16 protein-coding genes are annotated in these 17,763 nt (G+C 51.3%); 1 reads left to right on the top strand and 15 read right to left on the bottom strand.

All coding sequences use genetic code 11. The features are described from left to right. Window positions 1-21 precede the first annotated feature (21 nt). From L6H65_RS21920 to L6H65_RS21875, 10 genes are all read right to left on the bottom strand, one after another. On the bottom strand, window positions 22-1,932 hold the full coding sequence (locus L6H65_RS21920; RefSeq protein ID WP_236344931.1) for an IucA/IucC family protein: 1,911 nt from the start codon (window positions 1,930-1,932) through the stop codon (window positions 22-24). Between the two features lies 1 nt (window position 1,933). After that, the gene (locus tag L6H65_RS21915) at window positions 1,934-3,643 is read right to left on the bottom strand and encodes a pyridoxal phosphate-dependent decarboxylase family protein (protein ID WP_236344929.1); all 1,710 of its coding nucleotides are present in this window, start codon (window positions 3,641-3,643) and stop codon (window positions 1,934-1,936) included. After that, window positions 3,640-5,004: an aspartate aminotransferase family protein gene (locus L6H65_RS21910; RefSeq protein ID WP_371877753.1), complete on the bottom strand. Its 1,365-nt coding sequence runs from the start codon at window positions 5,002-5,004 to the stop codon at window positions 3,640-3,642. Before L6H65_RS21910 ends, L6H65_RS21915 begins: the two co-directional genes overlap by 4 nt. 371 nt (window positions 5,005-5,375) lie before the next feature. Beyond that, the gene (locus tag L6H65_RS21905) at window positions 5,376-6,575 is read right to left on the bottom strand and encodes an outer membrane protein assembly factor BamB family protein (protein ID WP_236344925.1); all 1,200 of its coding nucleotides are present in this window, start codon (window positions 6,573-6,575) and stop codon (window positions 5,376-5,378) included. 652 nt (window positions 6,576-7,227) lie between these two features. Further along, complete coding sequence (locus L6H65_RS21900; RefSeq protein WP_236344924.1) at window positions 7,228-7,950, bottom strand: YybI family spore inner coat protein; 723 nt, start codon at window positions 7,948-7,950, stop codon at window positions 7,228-7,230. 564 nt (window positions 7,951-8,514) lie between these two features. Then, window positions 8,515-9,369 carry an ABC transporter ATP-binding protein gene (locus tag L6H65_RS21895; protein ID WP_236344922.1) on the bottom strand — a complete coding sequence of 285 codons (855 nt, stop codon included), beginning with the start codon at window positions 9,367-9,369 and terminating at the stop codon, window positions 8,515-8,517. A 16-nt stretch (window positions 9,370-9,385) separates the two neighbouring features. Then, window positions 9,386-10,435, bottom strand: a complete 1,050-nt coding sequence (locus L6H65_RS21890) for a FecCD family ABC transporter permease (RefSeq protein ID WP_236344921.1) — start codon at window positions 10,433-10,435, stop codon at window positions 9,386-9,388. Beyond that, entirely contained in the window at window positions 10,432-11,445 is a 1,014-nt protein-coding gene (locus L6H65_RS21885) for a FecCD family ABC transporter permease (protein ID WP_236344920.1), read from the bottom strand. Before L6H65_RS21885 ends, L6H65_RS21890 begins: the two co-directional genes overlap by 4 nt. An 83-nt stretch (window positions 11,446-11,528) precedes the next feature. Further along, window positions 11,529-12,815 (bottom strand): stalk domain-containing protein, encoded by a 1,287-nt coding sequence (locus tag L6H65_RS21880; RefSeq protein WP_236344919.1) that lies wholly within the window; start codon window positions 12,813-12,815, stop codon window positions 11,529-11,531. Window positions 12,816-12,900: 85 nt separating this feature from the next. Next, on the bottom strand, window positions 12,901-13,356 hold the full coding sequence (locus tag L6H65_RS21875; RefSeq protein ID WP_236344918.1) for a hypothetical protein: 456 nt from the start codon (window positions 13,354-13,356) through the stop codon (window positions 12,901-12,903). Between the two features lie 221 nt (window positions 13,357-13,577). Here L6H65_RS21875 and L6H65_RS21870 point away from each other — a divergent pair, with 221 nt between their 5' ends. Further along, window positions 13,578-13,886: a hypothetical protein gene (locus L6H65_RS21870; protein WP_236344917.1), complete on the top strand. Its 309-nt coding sequence runs from the start codon at window positions 13,578-13,580 to the stop codon at window positions 13,884-13,886. A gap of 127 nt (window positions 13,887-14,013) precedes the next feature. On the opposite strand, the gene folE is transcribed toward L6H65_RS21870, so the two are convergent. The 5 genes from folE to rnhA form a co-directional block, all read right to left on the bottom strand. Next, window positions 14,014-14,607, bottom strand: a complete 594-nt coding sequence (gene folE, locus L6H65_RS21865; protein WP_236344916.1) for a GTP cyclohydrolase I FolE — start codon at window positions 14,605-14,607, stop codon at window positions 14,014-14,016. Window positions 14,608-14,643: 36 nt separating this feature from the next. Next, a complete protein-coding gene (locus L6H65_RS21860) occupies window positions 14,644-14,865 on the bottom strand; it encodes a YneF family protein (protein ID WP_236344915.1) in 222 nt (73 codons plus the stop codon). A 99-nt stretch (window positions 14,866-14,964) separates the two neighbouring features. Further along, a complete protein-coding gene (locus L6H65_RS21855; protein ID WP_236344914.1) occupies window positions 14,965-15,996 on the bottom strand; it encodes an HD-GYP domain-containing protein in 1,032 nt (343 codons plus the stop codon). Between the two features lie 54 nt (window positions 15,997-16,050). Continuing rightward, window positions 16,051-17,187 (bottom strand): tRNA epoxyqueuosine(34) reductase QueG, encoded by a 1,137-nt coding sequence (gene queG, locus L6H65_RS21850; RefSeq protein ID WP_236344968.1) that lies wholly within the window; start codon window positions 17,185-17,187, stop codon window positions 16,051-16,053. 122 nt (window positions 17,188-17,309) lie between these two features. Further along, complete coding sequence (gene rnhA, locus L6H65_RS21845; RefSeq protein WP_236344913.1) at window positions 17,310-17,744, bottom strand: ribonuclease HI; 435 nt, start codon at window positions 17,742-17,744, stop codon at window positions 17,310-17,312. Window positions 17,745-17,763: the final 19 nt, after the last annotated feature.

Genomic DNA, 17,763 nt, shown 5'->3' with positions numbered 1-17,763 from the left:
GAAGATAGCGGCGGTTGTTGGTTAGAAGCGGCCTGCAAGCTGCGGCACCTCCTTCACGAGCGGGTTCGGTATGCTCACATAGACGGATTGCGCTTCAAGCGAGCCTACCAGCTCATCCATATCGTAGAGTCGAGTCAGCAGATTTGCTTTGCACGGGAGATGATCCCATTCCAGCAAACTTTTCAGGAAGATAGACGGCTCGCGGTTCATCGGCACGAACGCTTCCAGTGCTTCCCTCAGCTTAGCGAGCAGCAAGCTCTCGCTTGCAAGTCCGGCGTAGCCGAAGCCATTAATCAGACCGAACATATGATTCAGCACCATATAATAACGGAAGCGTTCGTCAGCAACCGCATCCTCGCAGACAGTCAGACTTTTGGACCCGATGCCGGGAAGCAGCTTCTCCAGCGTCTGCTCTGTCGATTTGCAGAAATAGTACCCCTGATTATCTCTAAAATAATAATGGACCGGATAACCGTCCTTCAGCCTCACAACGCTGTTCTGCTGATGCGCCTCCAGTGCAATGCCCCATTGCTGGTACAGCCACACCATAGGCTCCAATGACAGCTTCAGATAGCGGTTGAACCAGTCCAGGCTGACCTCTGCCTCGCTCCGGCCTTCCCGCTTGGCAATAGCGCGAATCGAATGCGCAAGCAGCGTTTCTCCTCCAGGCAGCGGGTCCTGCACAAGAGCAGCGACCATAACAGCGCCCTCCGCCAATTCTCCACGAAACGGATTATCGCGCAATACAAGCTCGAAGCCAGACTCCTCATCCTCCTGCCCCTCAAAGCGGAGCGTTATGAATGCAGGGTCCGCAACAATATCGAAGCCTGCGAACCGATTGCAGATCCCGCCAATCTCAGTGCCCATCAGACGATGGACCTCCACCCCGCGCTCCAGCTCTTTATACTTGTTCACGCGCAGCGAATTCGTGACCTTCACAGGGATGGAGCATTTGTACATGAACTGTGCATCGGGATGATAGATCGTCCGCAATGAAGAGGTTGCCATGAAGGAGCGGCCGATTGCGCCCAGATCCTGCAATAGTCCATGCGCGATCGCATCCTGCACAGGCTGCTGCTTGCGCAGCTGCTCCGCTTGCAGCGGGTGCACCGGAACGAGCGACCAATCCTCCGCTGACGCAAATTGCTCCAGCCACTCCGCGCTTACGGATGAATCCCCGCGCAGATCGCGCTTGATCAGCTCCGTAGCGGACAGCCCCAGCGCGGAATCCTCAAGCACGATGGAGCGATGTGCACGGAAGTAATGAAGCGGGAACGCTCCTTGCAGCTCGGGTGAATAAATCGCATTCTGCTCCTCCGGTATCCCTTGGCGGCTCTTCGGTGTAGGATGGAGCAGATGCCCATACAGGAGCGACTGCTCTGCAGCAATGAAGTCCATCGGCTGAGACTGCTGCTTCGACTTCATCTGCTGTTCCGCCTCCAGCCGTGCCTGCACGAAGCTCTCCACATTGCGGCAGCTCTGAATGGCCCGCAGCATTAATTCATCCGTGCTTGCGCCCTCATTGGCAGACAGCGACAGCTCTTTTCCCAGCAGCGCAATAAGTGTGACATAATCAGCTTCGGTCGCGCTGTCGGCGTCTGCGCCATCGCCCGTTCCCGGCAAATAATAAATCGGAAAGTCAAACCTGTGTCGGCCGGTGGGAGAATAATAGTCCACTCCTGCCAGCAGGGTTACATTTTGCTTTGCGAGGCGGCATACCAATGTACCTGCGGCGCCAGCCGCAACAGCTGCGGCCCCGCCTTTCAATCCCGCCAGGAAGCGGTACTCAGGCCGCAGCGAGTCTTCCGCCGGCAGCTCTCCGGCAGCGTATATCAATCCATCCCCCGTTTCTCTCAAATAGCAGTTCAGCATATTTTGCATCGCAGCCTGATCGGCAATCCTCTTGGCAGCGCGGCTGTTTTCATTGAACATCCTATACTCTCCCCCTTGAATCTAGTGATACGGCAAGCTCCCTTGCCAATGCCTCTCCCGTCTCAACCACCTTGCGCAAAATAATTGCCGTATGCTTGACCTCCGTCCGTGGATTCAACAGGGTCAGCTTCAAGCATCGCCGCCCGTTCACCATCGTTCTGGCCAGCACCGCCCAGCCCTCTCTCAAGAGACGCGACCGGATGGCATTATTAAGCTCATCTGACCATTCGCCCGGCTCTGTGCCTTCCGGACACCATGCTGGAGCGTAACGAAACACAACCGTGCTAAGCGCAGGCTCCGCGATCAGCTCCAGCTGCTGCTCCTCGCGGATGAGCCGCGCCGTTGCAAGCGCAGTTTCCATCGTATGGTCCACCATCTCCCCGAACGACTGCCTTCCATAATGCTGCAGCGACAAGTACAGCTTCAATGCATCGAAGCGGCGGGTTGTTGCAATGGATTTGACCACCAAATTCGGAACGCCATCCTCTTCATCATCCTGCGGATTCAAGTAATCCGCATTTAGCCGAATCGTTCCAAACCGCGACTTGTCCTTCAACAGAAAAGCGCCGCAGCTGATGGATTGATAGAACCCCTTGTGGAAATCAACCGTAATGGAGTCCGCCTGTTCAAGCCCTCGCAGAAGGCCGTTATAGCGTTCACTCATCGCAAGCGTCCCGCCATAAGCCGCATCCGCATGCAGCCAAATTCCATATTGCTTCGCAATAGCAGCCAGCTCCGGCAAAGGATCAATGCTGCCAAAGTCGGTTGTTCCCGCAGTTGCCACAATGGCAAAGGGCAGCAGACCGCCATCAACAAGCTCCCTTACCCGGCGCTCCAGCGCCTCTGGACGAATCCGGTGATTATGGTCCGTCTCGACAGTTACAACCGCTTGCTCGCCAAGCCCCAGCAGTGCAGCAGACTGTTTCACAGTAAAATGCGCCGCCTCTGAGCAAAGCACCCTCATACGGCAAGCAGCCACGGGCAGGCCTCGCTTCTGGATATTCCAGCCCCATTTGATCCGGGCATATTCATTGCGCGCCAGCAGCATCCCCATAAAGTTGGATTGTGTCCCTCCACTGGTAAACACGCCATCCGCTGAAGAGCCATATTTGTACAGGCGCAACAGCCATTCAATAACTCTTTCTTCCAGCAGCGTTCCGGACATGCTCTGATCCCATGAATCCATCGATTGATTCGTTGCGCCAATCCAGGCCTCCGCCGCTATCGACATCATGAGAGGCGGACAATGGAGATGCGCGATGCATGCCGGATGCGTAACGACCGCAGAATGCCGCAGCACCTCTGCACCGACGCGCTCCAGCAGCGTCTTCATGTCCGTGTCGGGCTTTTCCGGGCAAACTGGCTGCCTGCCAAGCGCTGCCGCAATTTGATTCGGCTCCGCCCCGCTGTATGGCTTGCTTGCAGATGAGAATTCCCGCAGCAGCACATCAGACACGAGGTCCATCATCTCACGGTAAACCTCTTGGCTCTGCGGCGACTCCGTCAGGAACATACCCGCAAATCGCTCCGATTTGCGCGTCCCGGCGGGGGACTCCGCAGAACTCCGGCTTCCGGTATTCTCCCTCGCAGTTTGCGGATCACCGGCTGTCGCCTCTGCTGATTGTGAGCCCCCGACATTCCGCTCTGCGCGTTGCGTGTCATCGGCTGTCGCGTCCTCGGGCTGCAGCACATATGTCTTGGGGCTGCTCATATCCGCGCCTCCTGAAGAACGCCCAGCAGGACCCGTTCTGCCGCACCAACTGCATCATGGAAGATCGCCGCTATCTCCTCTATTTGCTCCTCTGTCACAATAAGCGGAGGCAGGAATCTCACCACACTGCCATGACGGCCTCCGAGCTCAATAATGAGTCCCCGTTCCAGACAAGCCTGCTGGATCGCTCTGGCCATCTCCGGCATAGCCGGATAGCTGCCCAGCACATCCGCACCCCCGCGCTTATCAACAATCTCAACACCAATCATCAGCCCGCGGCCTCTGACCTCTCCAATACACGAGGACTGTTCCTGTATCTGGCACAGCCTCTCCTGCAGCCTGCCGCCAATAGTGGTTGCATGCTCGTCAATCCGGTTCTCACGGATAAAAGCCATCGTAGCCAGGCCAGCCGCCATAGCCAATTGATTCCCGCGAAAAGTTCCGGCATGCGCCCCTGGCCCCCATACATCCAACTCCTCGCTGTACACAACTACCGAGAGCGGAAGACTGCCCCCGATTGCTTTCGACAGCACCAGAACATCGGGTACGATTCCTGAATGCTGGAATGCAAACATAGCGCCTGTACGTCCGAAACCCGTTTGCACCTCGTCCATAATAAGCGGAATACCGCTCTCCTTCGTAATACGGCGAACCTCGCGCAGCCATTCATCAGGAGCGGGGATAACGCCGCCTTCTCCCTGCACAGCTTCAACAATCATTCCGGCTGGGGAAGCAATGCCGCTCTCAGGATCATTCAGCGTTCGTTCGATGAATTTGCTTCCAACACGCCAGCCCTGCTCCCCGCCAAGCTCAAAGGGGCATCGGTAGGAATAAGGATACGGCAGAAAATGAACATCCGGCATCAGTCCTGCTATATCTCTCTTAGGCTGCAAATTGCCCGTCAATCCAAGCGCTCCATGCGTCATTCCATGATATCCGCCCTGATAAGAGAGCATCGATCTCCGCCCTGTCGCTGTCTTCACAAGCTTGACTGCAGCCTCGACGCCATCGGCTCCCGATGGACCGCAGAATTGAATGCGAGCCCGGGAGGCAAACGATGGCGGAAGCAGACGGAACAGCTCATCGACAAACGCCTCCTTCACAGGCGTAGTCAGATCCAATGTATGAAGCGGAAGACCGCTCTCCAGAACATCACGTATGGCCTGCACGACAACGGGATGGTTATGCCCCAAAGCGAGTGTGCCCGCGCCAGCCAGGCAATCATAGTACATTTTGCCGTCAGCGTCCTTCACCCTGATCCCTGACGCCTCACGAATAGCAATCGGGATTTTCCTCGGGTATGTTCTGGCATTGGATTCACGGCGCTTCTGGCTTTCCAAATAATGCGAATTACTTGGAATCACATTATATTCCTCCCTCGAAAATGAGAATCATTATCATAATACTACCTGTATGATTGTAAATGATTCTCATTATCATCGCAATAGGAAGTTTGTTTTATTCTGCGGGGTCGAAGCAAGAAAGCTGTTGACGCTGATAAGGTTCTCCTTGAGCAGTCAGCTCCAGCACTTGGAAAAGCCGTCTCTTCGGTCAGCCCTCGCTGATCTCGCTGCGGCTGTAAGCCGATTTCGCGACATGTTTAAATAAGCAGCGGCAGCCTGAACATAATTAAATGTTGTAGACTGTCGCTGCTTATTGAGCTGCTGTAGACGAAGCTCAATAGGGCCTCCGCATCGTTGCTCGCTGTAACCCATGTATAGCTCCATTTCTCTCAATCTTCATTAGATGGTGCTGGGTCACTTTTTTCGACATTGCTACCACCTTTGTATGCCTTTATTCCATTATTCGTCACAATCACCATGCCATTATCTATTAAGGAGGGTGAATAATTGATAAAGTCATCCTCTTGATATCGCCATTGCTCGTTACCTGTATTTACATCTAGAGCAAATAGAGTGGAGTACCCTGCATATGCTTTGCGCTGTTCATTCTGTCCTTCCCATACACTAATATAGAGTGTGTCTTCGGCAACGATAGGGTCATTGAATGTTCCACCATAAATGTGCGCGAACCATGGCGTCCCCAATACCTTCTTCCATAATTCTTTGCCAGTCTTTCCATCCAGCATGACAACCTCGCCACTTCTTACATAAGTTAGAAGCACCTTGTCATCTAACAAGATCATATTAGCCCTCGGTCCCATTCCCTCTATTTCTTCAAGCACATATTCCCATTTATGATCGTGGCTCTTTAGATCAAATGCATGGATACTTCTATTAAAGTCGTTGTACTCCGCTATCATGAGGTTATCACGAACAGCGATACTTAATGCCTGCATTTTCATTTCTATAATATCGATTTCTTTTCCTGACTTCTCATTGAGCACATGTACCTGATCCATAGAAGGTATATAAAGCTTATCACCTACAACTATTGGTGTGCTAAGAACTCTTTCTCCGAAGCTCCAGCTTTCCTTTCCTGTTTCGATATTCAATGCCTTAAATGTTGTGCGGCCGTCTTCAAGAATTTCATGAAATAATATATGATTTAACGAGCCCACGGACATTGCAATCATTGTATCTTTGTTGCGCTCTCGTTCCCAAACCAACTCTCCTGATTGTGCTCTCAGCGCATGTATACCCGTCTTATCAATGTAGCTGACTATTCCTTCTACTAATACTGGCTTTAATATTCCGCCGTTAGTCTGATGAGTCCATTTCTGTTCACCTGTCTTTGTATCAACCGCATATAACGTCTGATCGTCACTAAAGTACGTTGTAGCTTCAGTAACCAGTGGACCACTCAATTCACCATTAAAGTCTGATTCAAGTGCCCAGGCAACGCCTGATACACCTTCTATGGCTTTACCTGGATAGACTCCTGTTTGAGCGTTCGAACTACCATTATTACTGCATCCTGAGATAATTAATAGGATTGCAATTAGGACTGGCGCTAACACGTTATTCAACATAATACCCCCTACGATCTACTTAAGTAAGCCTTGATTACTTCTGTTACTTTTGCTGTAGCTCCATTATCACTGAAGTCGGTCACATTAGTCCGACCAATAGAAAGAGTGCCCCAGCTGTTACCGTTTTTATAGAAAGAATGCCAGCCAAATGCGAATAAATTACATTTAGTAGAATTGAGAATGTTATAAAATTCCGTGTAATGGTATGTAATTTAGGTTGTCATCGAACATTTGAACTTGCCCCGAGGTCTATATAGGGATATATATCTATTATTCCATGTACTAAGACCTACTGCAACTAAATATACCATAAAATATCTATTAACAGTATATTGTGGATTATTTAATTCAAATGAAAAATATTGGAGAAAGAATCAGGAAACTCGACACTCTCCTGTATGAGAAAACAGTAACAGCGTGGAAATAAGTTATAGTACGTGGCGGCACCATACCTTGAGTTATGTAAAATGATGAATAGAGAAAAACAAAAAAAAGCACCTGACACGGCGCTTCTTCAGATAAATTTAGTGGAGGCGAAGGGATTTGAACCCCTGTCCGAAGACATCGCCACACAGGCATCTACGGGTGTAGTCACGGTTTTGATGTCACCTTAGCAAGTACCCTTACCCCTACTGTCATCCAAATTTAGTGTTCAATTTGTATCATTCCCGTTAACCGAAGCCCATTGATACATAGGGATAAATTTAGAAGTATTTGCGTTCCAGCTTAACGGGGTTTGCAAATACCCCAACGTATCTGCATTATACAAACCGATCACACGTTGGAAAGGCCATATTTCATATACACGATCCCCTTGCAGGTCGATCGGATAAGCCCCGCTTACGCCCATGACGCTGCCTTCAACTGGTTTTTTCAATTTCCCGTTCGAATCATACAATTCAGACAAGTACGATGGGTCGCGCTTGCTGATGTCCAGAATGTATTCCTTCTGCAAGGATCGATTCACAATTCGAACCTTGTAGTTGTCCTCATAGAAAACAGAGGCGTCACTGTATGTTTCGTAGAACCATTCATTGTTATAGAGCTCGCGAAACACGTTCTTCATAAAGGAAAAGATGTAATTGTAAGTAAATCCACCGCTACCGCCAGAGTCGATACTTACAAGAATATTATCCACGCGTTCTCCCGTAAAATCACCTAAAAAGAGGCGAGCGTTATAACCTGCATTGTCCTTCAATTGGCTCGTGTATCTTACACCGCTGCGTCCATCCACAACGACCAGTTGTATATTCTGGACAAAGGAGCTGGTCGTGTCTCCTGTAGGATTACCTGTCAAATATACTTGGTCTGGCGTTCCATCCCCGTTTACATCCCCCCACTTCACATCCAATACGACTGTGCCGTTTCTGATCATGTAGTGACTTCCCCAAATATATGCATAAACCATAATGAATCCACCTCTCTGCATTTGCCAGCCATAACATCTTATGCAATGGCCCAGTTGAAGGTTTCATTTGAAATGTCGGACCTAGCAAAGCGGCGACTGTTACTTTAATCAGAATATATTACAAGTATTGGGATTTGAATTGCTCTTGTCGCGATTTTCAGTCGGCTCAGGGGTATCCCATTCATGATTAAAGTTGCTAAAGCAAAGGATTCGCGGATGACGTTCTTAGATGAAGGATCAGATGCCGTGCTCGCTCTGCTCCGCAGACCTGTGCGCGGAACGAAACCCAATGTTCTCCTTCGGGCTGGGTCGCCCCCTCGCCACCACCATATAGAATAAAAAAACACTGACCTCATGCGCACCTCATGTGGTCAGTGTTCTTATGGTGGAGGCGAACCGTGGCTGTGCATAACCACAATTCGCCGCGGCGTATTGCTGAAGTTGTTTTTGGGCTCACTAAGATGCAGAAAAAGAAACTTTTTTCTGCATCTCAATAGTAGTCCAAAGTAACCCCGCCGTTTCACACTGTCCTTACACCGCAAAAGAAGCATCCTGCTCGGATTCGTTCACGCACTTGGAACTATCGACTACTATACGCCGCCCCCTGCCTTGCGGAACACATAACGGTGTGCCGAAGAAGGGGTCCACCATGAGCTCGCATTCCATGCCGAATACGCTTCTGACCAGTTCTTTGGTGATGATATCCTCCGGCCTGCCTTGCGCGGCAATGGTTTGATTCTGAACGGCAATCAAATTATGCGCATACCGGCAAGCCATATTCAAATCATGGAGCACCATGATGATGGTGCTCTGCTTTGTCTCGTTCAACTCAAACAGCAGGTCCAGCACATCAATCCCATGCGCTATGTCCAGATAGGTCGTCGGCTCATCAAGCAGAATCGTCTCCGTGCCCTGTGCCAATGTCATGGCAATCCATGCGCGCTGACGCTGCCCGCCTGACAAGGAGTCCACAGCACGATGAGCAAGCTCTGTCATCTTGGTGGCCTGGAGCGCTTCATTGACCATCCGCTCATCTTCTTCGGACCACTGATTCAGCCAGCTTTGATAAGGATATCTCCCCTGCTTGACCAGTTGAAACACCGTCAACCCCTCCGGGGTGACCGGACCTTGCGGCAGAATCGACAGCGTCTTGGCTACCTGCTTGGTTGACATACGGGCAATATCGCGCCCATCCAGAATAACTGCCCCCTTCTGCGGCTTGAGCAGCCGCGCCAATGAGCGCAGCAGCGTGGACTTTCCGCAGCCGTTCGGCCCGATCATAACGCTAATCTGCCCCTTGGGAAGCTGCAAATTCAAGCTGTCCAGAATCGTTTGACCATCGTATGAAACCGTCAGCTGCTTTGTCTCCAAGTGCGATGATTGCATGTAAGCCACTCCTTTCTTATCGTGCATGGCGCGTTCGATAGAGCAAATAAATAAAGAAAGGCGCTCCGATTCCGGCAGTAAAGACACCGACCGGTATATCCTTCGGAAGGAATAGCGTTCTCGCCACCAGATCGGCGATGAGCACGATCAAGCCGCCCAGCAGTCCCGCTATCGGCAATACACTGCCTGCAGTCGGCCCGACAAGCCTTCTTGCCATATGCGGCGCCAGCAACCCGACAAAGCCGACCGGCCCTGACATCGAGACTGCCGAGCCCGCCAGTCCGACACTGACAGCCAGCATGAGCAGCCGCTTGCGTTGAACCGAGCTGCCGGCACCTGCCGCAATATCATCTCCAAGCTGATGAATATTCAGCTCCTTGATGCAGAATGCCGACAATATGAGGAAACCGGCCGTCCACGGCAGCAGCGAAAGCACATTATCCCATGATGTGCCGTAAATAGTGCCCGTCATCCACAGAAAAGCGGAGCCAGCTGTATAGATCGAAGGCGACATGACAATCATGACAGTCGTCAACGACGACATCAAGGAAGCGATGCCGATGCCGACAAGCACGAGCCTGACCGGCTTCACTCCTTTTTTCCATGCCAGCAGATAGATGATCGTCGAAGCCGCCACTGCGCCAAGCATAGCCGCTACAGGCAGCAAATGAATGCTGTACAGACCAGGAAGAAGGGTCAGAAAGGCTACAGCGGATAAAGAAGCGCCTCCGGTAATGCCGATAATATCCGGCGCAGCCAGCGGATTGCGGATGATGCCCTGCAGCATCGCCCCCGCCACCCCCAGAGAGGCGCCAACCATTACGGCTATTACGATGCGCGGCAGGCGAAGCGTCTGCACGACCAGCATATGATCTGCCTGTCCATGTCCCATTGCCGCCCGCCACACATCGAGGGGATCAATATACATATCGCCGATTCCCGTACTGACGATCATCGAAAGAGCTACAATCGCAAGCATTAGCAAGAACAGCAGAACGATCCGCTTATGAAGCTGAAAGGAGACGGACAATGCGGAGGAGCGAATGGTGATATATTCCTTTCTCATTTCGCCAGCCCCTTCCGCGCAATGATGATGAAGAATGGTGTGCCGATTACAGCGGTCATAACCCCTACCGGCAGCTCCTGCGGCATAATGACATAGCGGGCCATAATATCCGCAGAGAGAAGCAGCAGTGCGCCCGACAGAGCGCTGTACGGAATGAGCCAGCGATAATCCATCCCGGCGAACAGACGACATATATGCGGAACGACGATGCCGATGAAACCGATAGGACCCGCTACAGCAACCGAGCTGCCTGCCAGCATGACGATAATGATGCAGCTGATGATTTTCACCGCTAGCGTCCGTTGTCCTAAGCCCTTCGCCGCATCCTCGCCCATGACCAGCACATTGAGATGCCGGCAGATGATCAGCGCCAGAATTCCGCTAATCGCCATATAGGGCAGAACCGTACCCAGATTCTCAAGCGAGCGTCCCGCGATTGAGCCTGTCAGCCAGAACAGCACATCATTCAGGCCATTCTCATTCATGACAAGCATACCTTGCGTCACGGAAGCGAACAGCGCCGTCATCGCAGAGCCTGCAAGCACAATACGGAGCGGAGACAGTCCGTCCCGCCCTAACGAGCCTAGTGCAAACACCGCAGCGGCGCCAAGCGCTGCGCCGGAGAATGACAGCCAGACCAGCACATTCATCGAGCTGATCCCGAATACCGTAATCGCGGCAACAACTGTCAAGGTTGCGCCTGCATTGATGCCCAGTACAGTCGGATCGCCAAGCGGATTGCGGGTAATCGCCTGCATGATCGCGCCCGCAATAGCAAGACTTGCTCCGATCGCAGCAGCAATCAATGCGCGGGGAACCCTCGTCGTCCGTGCAATAATCTGCTCGTTCGAGGAATTGTCGTATTCAACGATAGAGGCGACAGCCTGCTGTACTGTAATTTTGGTAGCGCCCAGCACGATGCTTAATCCTATGAATAACAGCGTCGCCGCACATAAAACCGCAAGTCCGACACTTCTCGCCCAAGGATTCGTAATCCCTTGTGAAGTCAATTTACTCGCCCCTGTCAGACGCACAAAAGAATGAGCATTCCCGCCCATTCTTTTGTGGTGCTTATAAGATGTTGGCTGACCGACTAGTCAAGATCAAAGTAGAAGTAAAGATCGTCAAGCATCATTTTCGCTGCTTGCGGTCCGCCAGACATATTCCAGGAAACAACGTTAACCTTGTAGTATTTCTTGTTCTTGACAGCATTGAGGTTCTTCCACAGATCGCTGTCCGTCCATTCCTTCTGATGCTTGTAGACACCGCCGTCGCCGGTCCAGTCCGTTGTGAAGTCAAAGATGTAATCGCCGTCCAGCAGCGATGTTTGCTCCAATGTCTTAACCGTTACGATGTCGCTCTTCGCATCCTTCTGCGCTTTAGGGAAATCGAAGCCCAACTCTTTGAAAATGTTCGTTGCGAATCCGGCCATGTAAGCGCGAGCCGATCCGTCCGGATTGAAGCGGATAACGGACACTTTCGTTTTTGCCGCTTTGGAGCCGATTTGGGATTTGAAATCTGCTACACGTTTGTCCCAGTCTGCAATGTATTGGGAAGCTTGCGCTTCTTTGTTATATACGATACCGCCGATTTCCAGCGTTTTCTTCCAGGAATAGATATCCTCTGTCATAACCGTTGGAGCGATGGCTTGAAGCTGGCTGTAGATTTTCTCATGACGCATTTTGGAACCGATAATAACATCCGGCTTCAGGGCAACGATTGCTTCAAGGCTCGGCTGTGTCTCATCTCCCAGGTTTTTAACGCCTGACATTTTACCCTTCAGGAAGTTGTACCAAGGCTGCTCCACATAGGATTCTACAGCGCCAACCGGTTTAACGCCCAGTAGAGTTGTAGCATCAACCATACCGTTGAAAAGAACGACAACGCGCTCAGGAACCTTTTTCAGCGTCGTCTTGCCCATTGCGTGTTCGATCGTTTTCTGCGTTTCAAGCGATACGGTAGCTGTGGAAGCCTTCCACGATACCCATACGCCAAGGGACTCGCCCAGGAAGCGCAGCGGAACGAGCGTGCTGCCATTCTTCGTTATTGGAGCTGCATCCAGTTTAACTGCTTTGCCGTTGATGGTAGCATTCGTGCTGCCAATCGTCAGAACGACCGTTTTGCTGCCTTTAACAACACTTACTTTATTCGTTTTGGAATCATATTTAACCGTTGCTTTCAGTTTCTCAGCAAGCGCACGGTAAGGAACCAGCGTGCTGCCATTGCTGATTTGCGGCTTCGTATCGAAGGCAATTTGCTTGCCGTCGAGTTGAACCTTAATGTCTTTGCTTGCCGCAACCGCGAAACCCGGTATAACGGAAATGGTTAATGCGAATGTCAGAAGCAATGCTAGAATACGAGTCTTATTGATTAATTTCATGATAGCGATCACCTTTCTCTTTCTGGAATGATGAAACTTTTGACCGTGCCCCTAACTCTTTGTCCTCATGCTTGCAACTACTCTTTTACTCTTTCAACGCTTTGCCAAGGTCTCTGAAGCGTTGGTATAGCTGGTAATCCTGCTGTATGACGAGCTCTCTATCGATGGCTTCCCCACTGGCAGAGTCAAGGAATGCTGTCATCTCCTGCGCAACAGCCGGATATGTATCTCCACTCTGTGCCTCCAGGTCTGCTTTGATCTCTTCCCAGACACCAGCAATTTGGGCGACCAGCTCTTTCCTCTGTCCCTCGTCATCGGCTTCAACAGCTTGCTTGAAGTCTTTCGTCAACGTGCTCAGCATCGAAATCCCTGTTGACAGATCAGCTACCTCCATCTTCTTAGGCGCGACTGCCTGCTGACGATCCTCCTTCCCGCCCCCGTCTGATCCAGCATTGCCGCCACCCGTACTATCCGGGCTCGAACTGCATCCGATCATTGCAAAGAGCAGGAATATAGCAAGTGTTACTTGCCAACCCCTCATTTATGAATCCTCCTATCATTTTCATGATAATTGATAATGAATATCACTACCGCCATAGAGTATGATAATCATTCTCAACGATTTTGTCAATAATAACCTTAACATTTTTTCGTTAATTGCCAAGCTTTTAACAGTACGCATTGCGAGCGCTATCGAGTGAACCGATGTCTAGTGTATACTTCCTGAGATATTGCCCAAACATTATATCAACTGGTAGATGTATGAAGCAGGGGAAAAGCAGTAAAATAAATAAGAATCCTATTTATGAGAGAGGTGATGATAACATGACCCATACAAACGGAGAAAAGAAGCCCCTTCACAAAACACAGCCAGAACCGATCCTCTCCAGCCATAAAGACTCCGTTATTCACGAAAATCTGCTGCCCATCCAAAGAATTGAAGGGGGCGGTCCTCCGAAAAGAGTAGATTTCAGCACATTACCTAAGCCGATTCGATATTTTGGCTATTTTCTTGTAGCGGCAGCAGTGATTATGGCAGTTATGGTGGCTGTGGTCTCATTGTTTCGCTAATGGTTGACCAGTTGCACGTTAGCCGGCAGTGGCAGGCAGATTAGTCCGCTTAAGCAAAAAAAAGGCTGCCCCAACAGTGATATGCACTGTAGGACAGCCTTTTCCATATGAAAAAACCTGTATGCTTCTATTGCTTGAGCAGCGAAAGAAATTCCGAGCGAAGCGCCGAGCTTGTGCGGAAATCGCCGCGTACAGCGGAAGTGACCGTCTTGCTGCCAGGCTTCTTGACGCCGCGTGCGCACATGCATAGATGCTCGCCCTCGACAACAACCATGACGCCGTTTGGTTTCAGAACCTCATCAAGAATATCCGCAATCTGTGACGTAATCCGCTCCTGTACCTGCAGACGTCTGGAAATCGCTTCAACAAGACGTGCAAGCTTGCTCAGTCCTGCTATCTTGCCGCTGGGAATATATCCAATATGCGCTTTTCCGAAGAAAGGCGCCATATGATGCTCGCATTGACTGTAGTAGACGATATCCTTTACGATAACCAGCTCTTCATGCTGCTCATCGAACGTAACGCCCACTACATCTCTTGGATCGACATCATAGCCTGCAAATATTTCCTCATACATACGGGTAACCCGTGCAGGTGTCTCTAGCAATCCTTCGCGCTCCACATTCTCGCCGATCAGCTTCAAAATCTCTTTGACATGAAACTCGATTTGCTCGCGATTGTTGGAAACTTTGGAGTTTACGTAGTCCTTCATACCCGCCACTTCAATTGCCCCCTTCTATAGCAGGCCAAAAGGTCACTATCTGCGCCCGCCGCCTGGACGTCCGCCCTTCATCATCTGCTGTGCCTTTTGCATCTGCTGCTTGTTCATATTGTATCCCATCTGCTTCGCCATTTTCTGAAGCATTTCAGGATCGCTCTGCATTTTCTCCAATTGCTTCCGCAGATAGTAAACGCCTACAAAAAATCCGCCAACAGCGCCTACCAGCAGCGTCACAATCGCAATAATGACCGTCCACATGACTCAATCACCATACCTTATCTGTAATGACTAACCTAATCAGCATTCATCATAGCATGTCCGAACGAGCCTTCGCAATCCGTTTGACAGAAGTCCCTCTTAACCAAGCACCTGTTCGATAAAAATCGTATTATGCTTGGCGAGATCAATCTCCCTGCTGTTGATATCATCATCGCTTTCCCGATTCAGCAGTCTTATGACCGGCCTCCCAGGCAGACCGCGATGCTGTCCGACAACTACGCCGGCTTCCCGTGTGGAGAGCATGACGGAAACGCCATTCGGATAGACGGACACAGCGCGCATGAATTGAACAACGACCTCGTGGTCAAGCTCCTTGCCTGACATAGCAAGCATCTTCTCGCAGGCGATATGAGGCATCATTTTCTTCCCGTGATAATCCTGCTGAAGCAAATTGTCGAAGGTGTTGGCTACCGCAACAATACGCGAATAGAGATGAATTTGATCCTCGCTTAGCTGCCGGGGAATGCCAGAGCCATCCACATGCTCATGATGCTGCAGGGCAACATGGGCGATTAGCAGACTGAACTCCCGCTTGGACCGCAGCAGCTCGAAGCCTACCCAGGTGTGATGCTTGGCAGGCGGCTCTCCTTCAATGCCAGGCTTCTCTGAGGCTTTGCCGATATCGTGCAGCAGCGCCCCAATAGCCAGCTCCTTGAGCTGCGTTTGATTCAAATGCAGCCCCATGCCAAGCAGCGAGGAAATCATGCACACATTCATCGCATGAACGAATTCTGCATTATCCTTCGTCCGAATCTCATTCAATTGGATCAGAACCTCTTTATTCCGCATCACATCATCAAGCAAATCATCAATCACCAGACTAATAGAGCGCGAATTGAAGTCTTTGCCGGAACGGATGGAATCCATCGTCTCTGACATGTTGCGAATAAGATTCCGCTTGGTTTCTTCGGACAATATTTCCTCCGGCTCTACATCCGGCATTAACGGGTCTCTGATATAAATGTTCGTAACTCCGATTCGCTTCAGCGTGCTGATCATATAGACGGTCAATTGGATGCCTGCCGACAACAGCACGGTACCATTCGTTGCATAGATCGTCTTCCCCAGAAAATGTCCGGGCTCTACCATTTCAATATCAATGTACCTCATGGCACTCACCCCTTCGTATCTGTACGTTCATGCTGCAATCAACAGGCTTTCAAATCAGGCGTTGCATTCATCCTCTTTGGAGGCCTCATCCTTGAAGGAGGCCAGCGCAGCAGCAATCGCCTCGATAACGGGCTCCTCCCGCTCGCGCCCCGCTGCGCTCCTGAGCGCCGTCTCCGCATCATCCCCGCCGATGCGGGCTAGTGACCAGGCTGCTGTCGCTCTCAGCTCGAAACGAGGATCCTCAGCCAGCACCTTGGCAAGATGAGGGATCGCGCTCTTGTCTTTGAAATTGCCCAGCGCGATAACAGCATTGCGCTGAATCGGCTTCCTGCCGCGCCAAGCCGATGCCCCGCTGCCGTAGACCTCCTTGAAGGTTCTGTTGCCCATCGTGAGCAAAGGAACCAGCAGCGGCTTCACCTTCTCTGCATCCGGCTGCAGCTCCGGCTGATGCGTCCAATTCTTGCCCCGATTCTCTGGACAGACGATCTGACAGGTGTCACAGCCGTATAGCCTGTTGCCGATCTTCCGCATCATCTCATCCGAGACAAGCCCTTTCGTCTGAGTAACGAAGGAGATGCAGCGCTGCGAGTTAAGCTGTCCCGGACCAACAAGGGCATCAGTCGGGCAAGCATCTATACAAGCGGTGCAGGTGCCGCAATTGTCTGTAATAGGTATATCGGGTGGAAGCGGCAAATTCGTAATCATTTCACCAAGGTAAACCCATGAACCCCACTCAGGAGTAATAATTGCACAGTTTTTGGCGCTCCAGCCTATGCCCGCCCGTTCCGCTACAGCGCGGTCAGAGAGCGCTCCAGTGTCCACCATGCTCTCCACACGAACATTAGGCACATGTTCTCTCAGCCATGTCTCCAGACGGCTTAGACGGTCACGCAGCACCGTATGATAATCCACCCCCCAAGCAGAGCGCGATAAAATGCCTCGTCTGGCTCCCGGCTCAGACTTGGGCGCATCCTGCAGCTTGGAGGGGTAAGCGATTGCAATTGCAATAATGCTTTGCGGGTCCTCGAACAGCAGCGCCGGTTCTGTGCGCCGGTCCAGATCAGGCTCTTCGAAGCCGGATTCATGGCCCCGCTCGCGATGAATCAGCAGACGCTGCTTGAGCGTTGTGAACGGCGCAGCCGACGCTACGCCAATTTTGTCAATGCCCAGGCTCGCCGCAGCTTCCTTCATATCTGCTTTCAGCTTAACCCATGCTGCCGTGCTGTCCACTTCAAATGTCCTCCTTCGAATACTGCCCTGCGGCCCTCAGAACGCTGCCGCTCGGCCCGCGAAGCAGATCACCCAAGCGAAGCCTACATACGTTTGATCGCCTCGCGTGCAAGCTCGTCACAGCGATTGTTCCACTCATTGTCGCTATGTCCCTTGACCTTGACGTAGCTGACTTGATGCTTCTGCATAAGCGCCCACAGCGCTTGCCACAGATCTTGATTCTCAACAGGCTGCTTCTTGCTGTTCTTCCATCCGTTCTTCAGCCAGCCCCTGATCCAGTTTTGCTGAAAGCAATTGACGACATAAGCAGAATCACTATATACCGAAGCCTTGCATGGCTCCTTCAGCAGCTTCAGCGCTTCAATAACCGCTTGAATTTCCATACGGTTGTTCGTAGTTGCCGGCTCTGCTCCTGATATTTCTTTTCGGTGATCACCATAAAAGAGGACGGCTCCCCAGCCACCAGGACCGGGATTGCCGGAGCAAGCGCCGTCCGTATAGATCATGACATCCTTCAACCTTCACAACTCCCAACGC

It is taken from the genome of Paenibacillus plantiphilus (assembly GCF_927798095.1).
GTDB classification, from domain to species: domain Bacteria; phylum Bacillota; class Bacilli; order Paenibacillales; family Paenibacillaceae; genus Paenibacillus_Z; species Paenibacillus_Z plantiphilus.
This window is presented reverse-complemented; position numbering and strand designations above follow the sequence as displayed.